The sequence below is a fragment of the Marinomonas piezotolerans genome (assembly GCF_003362755.1).
Lineage (GTDB): Bacteria > Pseudomonadota > Gammaproteobacteria > Pseudomonadales > Marinomonadaceae > Marinomonas > Marinomonas piezotolerans.
Genome location: NZ_QKRA01000002.1, coordinates 87,035 through 101,031 on the forward strand (window position 1 = coordinate 87,035; position 13,997 = coordinate 101,031).

Consider the following 13,997-nt stretch of genomic DNA (forward strand, 5'->3'; position numbering starts at 1 on the left):
TGTGCTACACGACGTTTATCGGAATGAAGACGGTAAACATAGCACCACCTGCGGGGTTATTTTCTGCTTTGATTTTTCCGTGCAGTAGTTGCGTCACCCACTGATGGACCATAAATAACCCAAGACCCGTATGATGACCACCACGACCCGTTGTGACAAACGGTTCCCAAATGGTCGATATGATAGACTGATCAAGCCCTACCCCATCATCACTAACCGTGATGACATAGTGCTCTTCTTTACTGAATGTGATCGTCAAATTGCCTTGTTGCCCAGATGGAAATGCATGATCAAACGCATTCACAATAAGGCTCTGCAAAACCTGTGAGATCACACCCGCCACGGAATAAAACTCTAGCTCGGATTCACCTCGGTGGGTGATGGTGATGTTTGGATAATGCTTACGTAAAGGCTTCAAAGCAGCAAGAGTATCCTCTAATATTTGACTGACTTTAAAATGCTGCAGCGTTTGCTGGGTTCGATTGTCCGTAATCCGCTTAAATTGCTCTACGACACTAAACGCTCGATCTAGGTTTTGCTCCGCAATGAGCACAGTATCTTTAATCGCTTGGTTGGCTCTGGATACGGGTTCTGGCAACGAGTCTGACGATTTTTCAATACGCTTTTGTGCATGAGCAATAGAAGAAAGCGTCATGCGCAGACCACCCAATGGCGTATTAAGTTCGTGCCCCACGCCTGCGACCAGCATCCCTAATGCAGAGAGTTTACTTTGCTCAACCAGCTCCTGCTGCAATAACACCAAGTTACGATTACTTTCGATCAAACTGGCATGCGCACTTTCGACACGCGCTTTATCCCGCTTTACTTTTTTAATGTATTTACGCTGTTGCTCTGAAAGTCGCCATCGCAACCAACATGACGACACCACAGCGAAATACAACAGCACGGAGACCAACGCCACCGTAATATAAATGGCATAGCGCTCATCTTTCCATACGTCTGTCCGCACTCGTGAAAGCATGTATTTCTCAGGGAATACATCATCCATGCCTTCTGAGCTGGCTATTCTGGCGACACTAGGAGCGCCTCCAATGACAAAGTTGGATAAAGATGAGCCGTTTTTAATTTGTTGCCAAGCCTGAGGCGCAGTGTGTGACAATGAGGTGGTGTAATCACCGTATAGATGCAGCCATTCAAGTCCTGCATTGGAAGACAGTAACCAATTACCCTCTCCATCTAACAGCTCTAAAGTGCTTTGATCCGTTTGCATGCCCCTCAATTTTTCAAAGACACCATTGAGATCAAAATTAAGTACTAATAGCCCCAATATACTGCCATGCACATCCTGTAATTTTGTCGTCGCGCGTATGGTCACCCTATAAGGCTCTTCAATCAGGCCATGCTCAACATTTAGATCAATGGGGGTAAACGCGATATCGCCGTACGGTGCACGTCGGCCTTTTATAAAATAATAGCGATTTGATTTATCTTGCAATTGTTTCGCATTCACCACCTCTACACGCCCATTATCAACGTTCACACGCGCCGCTTCCTGACCCGCCAGAGTGATCCAACGCAGCTGCGATATGTTTGAAGACAAGCGGTGGGCGCTAATGAGCTTGGTTTCGACAGCATGACGCCAAGCATCTTGATTATTGAATGCACCTGGCGGAAGGACTTCTAGCTCCACTCGAAGAAAGTCAACGATCTGATTAATATAACTGAGTTCTTGTGAAAGCAACGCGCTGGCACGATTGACTAGCTCACTTTGTTGATCTTCAAACTGTTTGACCACCAAACTTTGCCAAACATTTATCGACACACCCGCCAATATTGCGACGCACACGAAAGGCAGTACAAAGATCCACATGGAAGGGTGCTTCATCGTCAACTACCCCATTGATGAGGGGTATGATGCCATGTTAACACCTCATCCAATGGCATAGGCTTCGCCATATAGTACCCTTGCCCCGTATCGCACCCCAATGACTTCAATTGTTCGTATTGCTCTTTTGTCTCGATACCTTCTGCCAAGACCTCCATGTTCAATGTGTGCCCGAGATCAATGATCATTTTTACGACTTGAAGGTCTTCTTTCGTATCGAGCATACGAGCGATAAACTGGCGATCAATTTTTAACACTTCCGTATTGAGAGTCGATAAGTACGCAAGCGAAGAATAGCCTGCACCAAAATCATCAATGCTGACTCGAATAGCCAAGGACTTAAAGCGTTTGAGGTGCTCCATAATTGCCTTGCGCTCATTCATGAGCTGAGTTTCGGTTACTTCTATATCAATTTTGGTTGGCTCAACCTGCTCTTCTCGTAACAGGTCAAGGAAGTTGTCCACATAATCTGGGCGCGATATTTCTGCTCCTGACACATTGACCGATAATGAGACATTCACAATGCCATTGGATTCAAGTGCCTTAGCAGCTCGACATGCTAAGCGCGTAATGCGACGGTCCAAGCGATCAATCAACCCAGATGTCTCAGCCATTTTTATAAATTGATCGGGAGGAATCATACTGCCATCTTTATGCTGCCATCGGGCCAGCACTTCATAACCGATCACTTGGTCGTCTTGCAGTCGAATTTTTGGCTGTAAATGAATGAAGAGCTTGTCGGTAGGTATCGCTTCCCGTAGCGCTTTCAACAACGTGTAGCGCTGTTGATGTAGCTGCAGTTGAGATTGACTGAATACCCCGAAATCGACGTTGTCATGTTTGGCGTATTCCAATGTGCTTTTCGCCACACCTAAGATTTGAGCCGGAGTTTTATCTTCTACATCGCTCAGTTTGACTAAACTTCCCATCAAATCAATAACATGAAGGCTGTCATCGATTTGCAAACGCGGATGCAATACATGCTCCAAATCCTCCCGCGTATAATCTTGGCGATCGTACACCAGCAGTATCAAGGTATCACGCTCATACAGGGCAATATCAACCGACCGCACAAAGCAGGCTTTCAAATGCGCGTGCAAATGCTTCATCAAGCTACGGCCAAACTGCACGCCAAACATGACTTCACTGTAAGACATGTCCTCTACAAACAGCATCAGGAGCTTACTATTATTGCGCTCTATCGCAGACAAACCTGCTAACTGGCGCAATAACCAGTTTTTATTATGTAACCCTGTAATTGTGTCGTAATACGCCAGCTCCGCTAACCGTCCATGTAACGCAACGTTTTTGAATCCTAAGTTTACATTTTCACAAAACACTTTAAGCATTTCGATTTGATAGTCTTGCAGGGCACTATGGTGCTTTACTAACACCGCATAATCCCGCTGATCAATATCTTCTTCAGAAAAGTATAAAACTGAGATAGGAGAGCCAAACACGTGCTTTTCAGTGCTAAAGCTCTTTTTCAACATTTGTAATGTATATTCATCAACTTCAATGCTGCCAATATATTGGTTGGCCCAAGATTGAAACTCTCCTGCCGCCGCAAAGACCAGCGCTTTATCAGGCACATCTTCATGTTGATGAGCCATACAAACGATGCCACCCTTTTCAAATTCGAATAACTTAACGACTTCATGCAAAATGGCTTGTGTATAGCTTTTCAAATCGTATTTGCTGCTAATACGTTGACTGGACTCAATAAGCAACTGCATCCCATGGCGAGCCTTTTGAATGACAGAAAGATGCTCCCAAGTTCTCAAGTTGCTCAACACAATCGTTTGCAAGTGATCCTGTGTCAGCTCACTTTTATTCCAGTAATCATCAATATCATACGTAGACATCAGATCATCTAGCGGCATCATGCCGGGTTGCCCCGTCAGCAATACAATACGAACTAGCTGGTTACCAATGCCTTCTCGGATGCTTTGTACTAAGCGCAACCCCGCATCATCTGTCTCCATCACAACATCTAACAGAATCATGCCTATATCTGGGTTTTGCGCTAAAAGGCTACCCGCTTCTTGAGCGCTGTTTGCCGTGAGAAACTCGACTTTTCTATTTCCATAATCAAGTGTCTTAAGTCCATTAACGAGCGCGCTTTGGTAGCTGATATCGTCTTCTACCGATAAAATTTTCCACATCACTTCAGTTTCTGGCAAACAATCAACAGCTCCATGTGATTCCATATCATTCAACCTATTACATAAACAGTGAACGGCTAGTCATTTGAATAACAACTGGAGTGTGTTACGCAAAATGCATAAACATATAACCTTTGTAGTATAGACAGTTTGCGTCACAATTCCTGTACGTAAATGTAACGGCAAATCCTTTTCAGAACGTAGAGTCAGCACACAAATATGCTACACTCGCCTCCCTACATTCACTTTCGAACTTGCTCAGCAAGGTACGCTTAATGACACAACATAAAGGCAATCTTTTTATCTTATCAGCGCCCTCTGGGGCAGGTAAGTCATCGCTTTATAAGGCATTACTGGAAGCGGATTCAAACGTACGTATCTCCGTTTCTCATACCACACGAGCCCCTCGTACGGGTGAACAGCATGGCCGCGAATACTTCTTTATAGACAGTAGTTCATTTTTAGATATGATCGCCGAGGATGCTTTTTTTGAGCACGCTCAGGTCTTCGATAATTATTACGGCACATCTAAAAAAGCGATTTTTGATATGCTGGATCAAGGTCTCGATGTGATTCTAGAAATTGACTGGCAAGGTGCTCGCCAAGTTCGAGCACTCTACCCTGATGCAATTGGCATTTTCATCCTACCGCCTTCGATGAAAGCACTTGAAGCACGTTTGATTGGGCGTGGAACAGACGCTGAAGACGTCATCGCTCGACGAATGGCCAAGGCCGTTAATGAAATATCGCATTATGATGAATACGAATACGTCATCATTAATGATGATTTTGAGGTAGCATTTGAACAATTGCAGGCGATTTTCGTCGCTATGCGCACCAGAACGCCATTAATACGTGAGATTCATAGCGATCTTATCAATGATCTCTTGTCATAGTGACAGGTGGTTAAGTAAAATTGGCTATTACTAATTAGTGATTAAATTTTACCCTATATAGAGGTTACCCATGGCTCGAGTTACTGTAGAAGACTGTCTTGAAAACGTAGACAACCGTTTTGAATTAGTGATGGTTGCTGCAAAACGTGCACGCCAGCTTGCAACAGGCGGCGCTGACGCTAAGTTGCCACTTGAAGACGACAAAATGACAGTGGTAGCGCTACGTGAAATCGCAGAGGATCTGATCAATGCTCACAACGTAGACTTCCAAAACAAGCCGGCTCCAACAGAGTTCTAATTCTATGATGTTCATCGCTCAGCACACGTATTTCTGATTATGCTTTTCTGATGTGAGGTGAGCGATGTCTACTATTGAAAAATTAGCCGAAAACCTGGGGCAATATTTGCCATATGAGCAAATAGCCACAGTGAAGCGCGCTTACTACTACGCCGAGCAAGCTCATGACGGCCAAAAACGTAAAAGTGGCGAGCATTATGTAACTCACCCACTTGCCGTAGCATTCATTCTTGCGGATTTGCGAATGGATTGCGATGGTCTCACCGCAGCCTTGCTGCACGATGTTATTGAAGACACGGGCATACCTCGTGAAGCCTTGGCTGAACAGTTCGGTGAAGGGGTAGCAAGCCTGGTAGACGGTGTCAGCAAGCTGACGCACCTAGAATTCAACAGTCAAATCGAAAAACAAGCGCATAACTTCCAAAAAATGGCCATGGCGATGGCAGATGACATCCGAGTCATCATGGTGAAGTTAGCAGATCGCTTGCATAACATGCGCACGCTCGATGCCATGCCTGCCCATAAGAAACGTCGCATAGCGAAAGAAACTCTCGATATCTATGCGCCAATCGCTAATCGTTTGGGGATGTACAATCTACGTATCGACTTGGAGTCGCTTGCCTTCCAAGCTTACTACCCGATGCGTTCCAATATGCTCAAAAAGGCGATTAATAAGCGCTATGGACAGCGTGATAAAGCCATGGAGAAGCTTGAAGACTTTATCCATTCTGAGTTAGCCGCTGACTACATTGACTCGTCCATCAGTGTGCGCGAGAAACATACCTATAGCATTTATCAGAAGATGAAGAAGAAGCGTCGCTCACTGGAAGAGGTGATGGACGTGCTTGGTGTGCGTATTGTGACAGATCGTCATGATAGCTGTTACCGAATTTTAGGGGTGATTCATGCGCTATTTAAACCCATTGAGGGGCGCTTTAAGGATTATATCGCCGTCCCCAAATCGAATGGTTATCAATCCCTTCATACCACTGTAGTCGGCACCAACGGTCTGCCTCTAGAGGTACAGATTCGCACCAAAGAAATGGATGTCGTCGCCGTTAACGGTATCGCGGCGCATTGGACATATAAGTCGCAGGGTAATGCGGTCAGTATCCCCGCGACCAATCATGAGCGAGCTACTAAGTGGGTGAAGAGCTTGCTTGAGATTCAAGAGAAAGCTCACAACCCGATGGAATTCATCGACAACGTCAAAAGTGACCTATTCCCTGACGAAGTCTATGTATTCACTCCAAAAGGTGAAATTATTGAGCTGCCATCTGGTGCGACACCTGTCGATTTTGCGTACGGCGTACACACAGAGATTGGTAACACCTGTATCTCATGCCGCATCAACCGCCGCTTAGCGCCTCTAAGTACTCAGCTTGAAAGTGGTCAGACGGTGGAAGTGATTACCGCCAAAAGTGCACAGCCGAATGTCGCTTGGCTCAGTTTCGCCATCACCGGTAAAGCACGTACCAATATTCGTCATTATCTGAAAACCAAACAACGCGAAAATGCGATCTCATTCGGTTATCGCCTTCTCATGCGTTCGCTGAATGCGTTTCAAACAACGATCGAAGAGCTACCGACAGAACGTGTACAGTCGGTGCTCGAACACTATCAGTTTGAGTGCTTAGATGACCTTCTAGAATCTATCGGTAAAGGTCGTCATGTTGGCTATGTTGTCGCTCGGCAGTTATTCCCTGATTACAATGAAGAAGAGCTGATTTCACCGAAATCCTTTAAAGTTAATGGCTCGGAAGGCATGCTTATCTCCTACGCGAAGTGTTGTTCGCCGATTCCTGGAGACCCTATTGTCGGTTATGTGCAAGTCGATAAGGGCATAATCATTCATCATCGTGGTTGCCCAAATATTCAAGATCATCTCTCCAACCCAGAGCGCTATATCCGAATGAGTTGGAGCAAAGAAATCGAAGAAGAGTTAAACGTCAGCTTAATCGTTACCTATGTTAACGAGCGTGGTGCGGTCGCAAAAATTGCCAGTTCAATCAGTGATACCGATTTCCAAGTGTCCAATCTAGACATCATTGAGCGTGGCAAAATCTCTCGTCTTCGATTGAATATTGCCATCTCAAGCCGAGTTGGCTTGGCCGATGTAATGCGCCGCATAAAAGCCGTGCGTTGCGTCGAAAAAGTATCGCGTGAAAACCTCGTTGGACGTTAAGCGCCCAGTCGTACCATTTTGATATCTAAAACAGGATTTAAACCATGGCAAAGCAAGTCATCTTCTCTGAAAACGCTCCTGCAGCAATTGGCCCCTATTCTCAAGCGGTACGCGCAGGCAACACCGTGTACCTATCCGGCCAAATCCCACTGGTACCTGCGACCATGGAAATCATCAGTGATGATGTCACAGAGCAAACTCAACAAGTCTTCAAAAACCTACAAGCAGTCTGTGAAGCCGCTGGCGGCTCGCTAAAAGACATCGTTAAACTGAACATTTACATGACTGATCTAGGCAACTTCGCTACGGTTAACGAAGTGATGACTCAGTTCTTCGAGCAACCCTACCCTGCACGCGCAGCACTAGGTGTACGTGCACTACCAAAAGACGTTGCGGTAGAAATCGAAGGCGTCATGGTGCTTGAAGATTAAGCTCTGATAAACATTGTAAAAAAGAGGCTTCGGCCTCTTTTTTTTGTCTCTGAATCAAGCATTCCGGTGCGCGAGGTAATGATCGAGCATACTTTCATACCCCGACACATAAGAAGGGTACTGCGGTCGCCACCCCATCTGCTTAAGCTTACTGGCCACAATACGCTTGCCTGACGTTGGAAAATAATCCGAGAAGGCAATCTGATCAGGTAACGGAGGAGCGACATTAAGCTGATGCGATAACCACAGTTTCACCTCCCACATGGACACAGGCTGCTCATCACTGGCCAAGACCGCTCTGGGTAACGTTTCTCCGGCGAGTGCTAAATCACCTAATAGGCACAGTCCACTGACCACGTCATCACGATGAATACGATTCGTCCAGCTATTCGCTTTCCATGGCTCGGCTTGTCGAACACCATCTAACAATCGATACCTGCCAGGACCATAAATCCCTGAGCATCGAACCGCGGTGGTCGGCAATGCATTCGCCAGAATTGTTTCTGCCTCGAGCAATTTCTCCGCCGTTGCAGTGGCAGGCAAAGCAACCGACTCATCTGTGATCAATTGCCCCTGACTCTGACCATAAACGCTGGTACTCGAAACAAACACCACATTTGGCTTGTTAGGTCGATGTTGGTACGCACTTACAACCGCGTTGGCTGCATCGACATAAGCTTTTTGATACGCATCAGCAGTGCGCCCTAAAGGGGTCATGATGAGATACAACAAATCCACATCCGGCCAAGCACCTTCCCCCAGCTGAGTCAGGTCACCAGTGATGCCTGTTACACCCATCGGGAACTCAGTGCTTTGACGACGCATACCCGTCACTTGGGCACCTTGCGCCACGAAATGAGACGCAACTAAGCGCCCTAAATCCCCACATCCTGCTACCAATACATTGACCATCTTCACCTCAACCCTATTGCAAATAAGGAGTCTCTGTTAAGTTCTAGCAAAGCTTATCAAATTATGTAATATAATAGTTATTACCAATAATAAGAGCACGCATCATGACGCTAACAGAGCTTAAATACATTGTTATGCTAGCAGAAGAAAAGCATTTCGGCCGTGCTGCAGAGCGCAGCAATGTTTCCCAGCCAACGCTCAGTGTGGCGGTAAAAAAACTTGAGGACGAACTAGGCGCTGCGATTTTTGAACGCAGCAAAAGCTCTGTCTACATCACCCCACTTGGTGAGCAAATCATTGATCAAGCGCGCCGAGTACTTGACCAAGCCAACATGATCAAAGAACTTGCATCATCCGGCAAAGATCAGCTTCATGGCCCGGTGAAAGTGGGCGCCATCTTTACCATTGCCCCTTACTTGTTCCCTTACATGATTCCAGAGCTAAAACAGCACGCTCAAGACATGCCGCTGGTAATAGAAGAAGATCTAACAGAAAACCTGCGCCCTAAATTACGTAACGGTGAACTCGACGCCATCATCGTGGCGCTGCCGTTCCATGAACCCGATGTCGTCACACAACCTATCTATGAAGAAGAATTTGTCGTTTTGATGCCAAAGGATCACCCTTGGACAAAATTAGAGTGCATCACCACCAGTCAACTCAGCACCGACAATCTTTTATTGCTCGGCAAGGGCCATTGTTTCAGTGATCAAGTAATGGAAGCCTGCCCTATCGTAGGTGAAGACGAATTGAACGCTGGCCGTACGATTGTCAATGGTAGCTCCCTTGAGACGATTCGTTATATGGTTTCATCCGGTCTAGGCGTCACCGTATTGCCCAAGTCGGCCGTCACAAATATTGATGAGCGGATGCTTGAAGTACGCCCATTCCGTTCACCGGTCCCAAAACGCACGGTCGCTCTTGCATGGCGTGCTAGCTTCCCGCGTCCAAAAGCGATCGAATCCCTCAGCCAAGCCATCCGTTCTGCCTGTCACAATCTCAATCTCGACTAATATGATTGACGCATTAGACACTCAGGATATAAAAGAGCTTAAAGGCGTTGGCACAGCAATGGCGGAAAAGCTCGCGAAGCTTAATTTACACACCGTCCAAGACTTGTTGTTTCACTTACCGATTCGCTACCAAGATCGCACCCGCATCGTGCCAATTGGTCAATTACGCTTCGGCGATGAAGCCGTGATTGAAGGCGAAGTCACGGGGTGCGAAATAAAAATGGGTAAGCGACGTAGCCTTATCTGCCGGCTACGAGATCATTCAGGATCCTTGTGTTTACGCTTTTTCCATTTCTCTGCCGCGCAAAAAAAGCAGCTTGAGCAAGGTAAACGTGTCCGCTGCTTTGGAGAGATACGCCGTGGCAGCACTGGGTTTGAGATTTACCACCCTGAATACAGTATTCTAAAAGACGATGAACCGCTAGATGGCATCGACCTACTCACTCCCATCTACCCGCTAACAGAAGGTTTGACACAGACCAAAATTCGTCAATTGTGCGAACAAGCACTTGATCGGCTTACGCCTTACAACCTACGCGAGTGGCTTCCAGATCGCCTCCGCGAGTCATTTAGTTTGCCATCGCTGGCCGATGCAATTAAGTTTTTACATCACCCAACACAAGACACAAACTTAGAGCAACTCAAACTCGGCAGCCACCCCGCACAATACCGTTTGTCGTTCGAAGAACTCATGGCTCATCAATTATCGTTGATCAATAAGCGCGTCCTATCAAAAGAAGATAAGGCCATCACGATTTCAGAAGCCGGAGCGCTGCAGCAAGCACTGCTCGCACAGCTGCCTTTTTCGCCAACCAATGCTCAGCTGCGTGTATCGCAAGAAATTCTGCAAGATTTCTCTACTGGTCACCCCATGCTCCGTCTCGTCCAAGGCGATGTTGGCTCGGGTAAAACATTGGTTGCAGCAATGGCCGCTGCGAGTATCGTGCAGCAAGGACACCAAGTTGCCGTCATGGCCCCTACTGAAATCCTCGCTGAGCAGCACTACCTAAACTTTAAAGGCTGGTTTGAACCGTTAGGCATCAAAGTGGCTTGGATGATCGGTAAGCTCAAAGGTAAACAAAGAGAAGCCGAATTGGCCCGCATTGCCTCGGGTGAAGCCGCGATTGTAGTCGGCACCCATGCATTATTCCAAGAAAGCGTCACGTTTCATTCTATGGCCTTAGCCATCATTGATGAACAACATCGCTTTGGCGTGCATCAACGCATGGCACTTCGCGAGAAAGGCTTACAAGCAGGTTTCCAGCCACACCAGCTCATCATGACGGCCACCCCTATTCCTCGCACCTTGGCGATGTCTGCGTACGCGGACTTGGACAGCTCGGTGATCGACGAACTACCACCAGGGCGTACCCCTGTAAATACGGTCGTCATATCAGACCAACGTCGAGAAGAGGTTATTCAAAGAGTTCGTCACGCTTGTGAGGAAGGAAAACAAGCCTACTGGGTGTGTACGCTAATTGAGGAGTCAGAAGCTCTACAATGCCAAGCAGCGGAAGACACCGCGCTGTTGCTCACCGAACAGCTACAAGGCATTAAGGTTGGTCTCGTACATGGGCGCATGAAAGCTCAAGAAAAAGCCGACATCATGGCAAGTTTTAAGGCTGGGGCACTGCAATTATTAGTCGCCACAACGGTCATCGAAGTCGGGGTAGATGTTCCTAATGCAAGCTTAATGGTCATAGAAAACCCCGAACGACTTGGTTTAGCCCAGCTACACCAGCTAAGAGGGCGCGTGGGTCGAGGCCAGGCTGCCAGTCACTGTGTCTTACTCTATCGCGCCCCGTTAGGACAACAAGGTCGAGCGCGTTTGTCTATTATGCGCGAAACCAGTGATGGGTTTAAAATAGCAGAAAAGGATCTGGAGCTCAGGGGACCAGGAGAATTGCTTGGTTCACGTCAAACAGGTCTGTTGGAATTTAAAGTCGCAGACTTACAAAGAGACAAAGCATTACTCGGTGATGTTCAGCGCGCAGCAACCGAGCTCTACCAGAACTATCCTGATCATGTGTCACCCTTGCTTTCGCGCTGGCTACCAAAACACAACCAGTATCTTAACGTCTAACTTCTATCGGGGTGTAAAACGGTTTTGGCACAGCTACATCAGTGAGCCACGCAGCTCGATGCGCTAAGAAATCTTAACCACGGTTGTATTTTTCACTTCTTCCATCGCGACATAAGTGCGTGATTCACGAACATGGGGTAACGTTAGTAATGTCTCCCCTAAAAGATGACGGTAAGCATCCATATTCGACACGCGCGCTTTGAGTAGATATTCAAAGTCACCTGCAATGAGATGACATTCCAATACTTCTGGGATTTTCGCAACAGCCTCTTTAAATTCGTTGAACCCTTCGGGCGAAGTCGCCTTAAGCCGGATTTCAACAAATACCAATAAGCCTGCTTCAACTTTACGCGGATCAACTAACGCGCAATATCCAGTGATATAGCCATTACGCTCCAAGCGTCTCACCCGTTCAAGACACGGTGTTGCACTGAGGCCTACACGACTGGCTAATTCAACATTCGACAAGCGTCCATTAATTTGCAGCTCCCGAAGGATCTTCTTATCTAATCTGTCTAAAGGCTTTGCAGACGTTTCCATTAACTCGATTCTCCGAAGATAACTGACAACTAATTTAGCGCGATTCTAACACGTGGCAAATACCTTAGGAAAAATAAGGGGAATAAACCACTTAGCCAAGGCTAAATTTAGGTTCGCACCAACTCATTACAACCAGCATCAGGTAGCACCAAAAATAAACAAATAGAATCAAATCGGCCATATAACGATCAGAAACTAGCATTTTCTTGCATCAAATGAGCGCATTTCAAAATTAAATTGCACTAAATCAAAACAGAATAACTTCAGGCTATTAGACTTTATTTTTCAATTGCACTTTATATATAAGATGCAAAAAAAAAGGATAAAAAAGGCTATATAACAGTCATTTAACCTTGACGATCAGCTATATTCAGTCATTCTATATGGTGTTAGCGTGATAAATAGAAAGATTGCACTAGACTTAGTAAACAACAAAAACAATTAAACGTGTTGGCAAGCAAATTGCTTTATCAATAGTGAATTTGGGAAAACCCCTAAATTAACTTTAACAACATAAAAACTAGTAATGCCTGGGAGGCACAATCATGAAATCGAACGTTGGTAAAATTCTATCTACCGCCGCGATTGCAGCAACTATCAGCACTGGTGCTGCAGCAGCAACACTTGACGATGTGAAGGCAAAAGGATTTATTCAGTGTGGTGTAAGTACGGGTGTTCCGGGCTTCTCAAACGCTGATAACAAAGGTACATGGTCGGGCATCGACGTTGATGCATGTCGTGCTGTTTCCGCTGCTATTTTTGGTGATGCAGACAAAGTAAAATACACACCACTTTCTGCGAAAGAACGTTTCACAGCACTACAGTCTGGCGAGATCGACATCTTATCTCGTAACACTACTTGGACTTACACTCGCGATACGTCTCTAGGTTTAGACTTCACTACTACAAACTTCTATGACGGCCAAGGTTTTATGGTTCGTAAAGATTTGGGCGTAGAATCAGCAATGGATCTTGATGGCGCGACCGTTTGTACAGAACAGGGTACAACAACTGAGCTGAACATGGCTGACTTCTTCCGTAAACACAGCATGGATTACGTTCCAGTTGTTGTACAAAAAGCTGACGAAGCACTGTCTGCATACGCTTCTGGCCGTTGTGACGTGTATACAACCGATAAATCTGGTTTAGCAGCTCACCGTTCGAAGTTGTCTGATCCAAACCAGCACATGATCCTTCCTGAGACAATCTCCAAAGAGCCTCTAGGCCCAGTGGTTCGTCATGGTGACAACCAGTGGAAAGATATTGCGACTTGGGCGCTTTTTGTTCAAATCAACGCAGAAGAAATGGGCATCACGTCTAAGAACGTAGCGAAGATCAAGAAAGAATCTACTGACCCAGGTATCCGTCGTCTGCTAGGTGCGGAAGGTAACATGGGTGAGTCTCTAGGCCTAAGCTCTGATTGGGCTTACAACATCATCGCAGAAGTCGGTAACTACGGCGAAGTATTCGAGCGTAACGTAGGTCCGAATACACCTGTTGGCTTACCACGTGGTGTGAACAATCTTTGGACTGAAGGCGGTGTTCTATACGCGCCACCAGTACGCTAACACGTAAACATCCCTTATCTCTCTAGGGATATGCCCAGTGGTGGTATGCACCACTGGGCT

The 13,997-nt window shown here is 46.3% G+C and carries 11 protein-coding genes; 7 read left to right on the top strand and 4 right to left on the bottom strand.

Annotated elements, in window-relative coordinates; all coding sequences use genetic code 11:
- Positions 1 to 4 precede the first annotated feature (4 nt).
- Positions 5 to 1,846 (bottom strand): sensor histidine kinase, encoded by a 1,842-nt coding sequence (locus DN730_RS04380; RefSeq protein WP_115466896.1) that lies wholly within the window; start codon positions 1,844 to 1,846, stop codon positions 5 to 7.
- A 2-nt stretch (positions 1,847 to 1,848) separates the two neighbouring features.
- Positions 1,849 to 4,056: a bifunctional diguanylate cyclase/phosphodiesterase gene (locus DN730_RS04385; RefSeq protein ID WP_115466897.1), complete on the bottom strand. Its 2,208-nt coding sequence runs from the start codon at positions 4,054 to 4,056 to the stop codon at positions 1,849 to 1,851.
- A gap of 230 nt (positions 4,057 to 4,286) precedes the next feature.
- Here DN730_RS04385 and gmk point away from each other — a divergent pair, with 230 nt between their 5' ends.
- From gmk to DN730_RS04405, 4 genes are all read left to right on the top strand, one after another.
- Entirely contained in the window at positions 4,287 to 4,907 is a 621-nt protein-coding gene (gene gmk, locus DN730_RS04390) for a guanylate kinase (RefSeq protein ID WP_115466898.1), read from the top strand.
- A gap of 70 nt (positions 4,908 to 4,977) precedes the next feature.
- Positions 4,978 to 5,205: a DNA-directed RNA polymerase subunit omega gene (gene rpoZ, locus DN730_RS04395; protein ID WP_115466899.1), complete on the top strand. Its 228-nt coding sequence runs from the start codon at positions 4,978 to 4,980 to the stop codon at positions 5,203 to 5,205.
- A gap of 64 nt (positions 5,206 to 5,269) precedes the next feature.
- Entirely contained in the window at positions 5,270 to 7,390 is a 2,121-nt protein-coding gene (locus DN730_RS04400; protein WP_115466900.1) for a RelA/SpoT family protein, read from the top strand.
- 44 nt (positions 7,391 to 7,434) lie between these two features.
- The gene (locus DN730_RS04405) at positions 7,435 to 7,821 is read left to right on the top strand and encodes a RidA family protein (protein ID WP_115466901.1); all 387 of its coding nucleotides are present in this window, start codon (positions 7,435 to 7,437) and stop codon (positions 7,819 to 7,821) included.
- 54 nt (positions 7,822 to 7,875) lie between these two features.
- Here DN730_RS04405 and DN730_RS04410 read toward each other — a convergent pair whose 3' ends face one another.
- Positions 7,876 to 8,733: an NAD-dependent epimerase/dehydratase family protein gene (locus tag DN730_RS04410; RefSeq protein ID WP_115466902.1), complete on the bottom strand. Its 858-nt coding sequence runs from the start codon at positions 8,731 to 8,733 to the stop codon at positions 7,876 to 7,878.
- A gap of 104 nt (positions 8,734 to 8,837) precedes the next feature.
- Here DN730_RS04410 and DN730_RS04415 point away from each other — a divergent pair, with 104 nt between their 5' ends.
- Both DN730_RS04415 and recG read left to right on the top strand, forming a co-directional pair.
- A complete protein-coding gene (locus DN730_RS04415; protein ID WP_115466903.1) occupies positions 8,838 to 9,746 on the top strand; it encodes a hydrogen peroxide-inducible genes activator in 909 nt (302 codons plus the stop codon).
- Position 9,747: 1 nt separating this feature from the next.
- Positions 9,748 to 11,829, top strand: coding sequence for an ATP-dependent DNA helicase RecG (recG, locus tag DN730_RS04420; protein WP_115466904.1), 2,082 nt, complete (start codon positions 9,748 to 9,750; stop codon positions 11,827 to 11,829).
- A gap of 63 nt (positions 11,830 to 11,892) precedes the next feature.
- On the opposite strand, the gene lrp is transcribed toward recG, so the two are convergent.
- Positions 11,893 to 12,369 carry a leucine-responsive transcriptional regulator Lrp gene (gene lrp, locus DN730_RS04425; RefSeq protein WP_115466905.1) on the bottom strand — a complete coding sequence of 159 codons (477 nt, stop codon included), beginning with the start codon at positions 12,367 to 12,369 and terminating at the stop codon, positions 11,893 to 11,895.
- 545 nt (positions 12,370 to 12,914) lie between these two features.
- Here lrp and DN730_RS04430 point away from each other — a divergent pair.
- Entirely contained in the window at positions 12,915 to 13,937 is a 1,023-nt protein-coding gene (locus DN730_RS04430; RefSeq protein WP_115466906.1) for an amino acid ABC transporter substrate-binding protein, read from the top strand.
- Positions 13,938 to 13,997 lie beyond the last annotated feature (60 nt).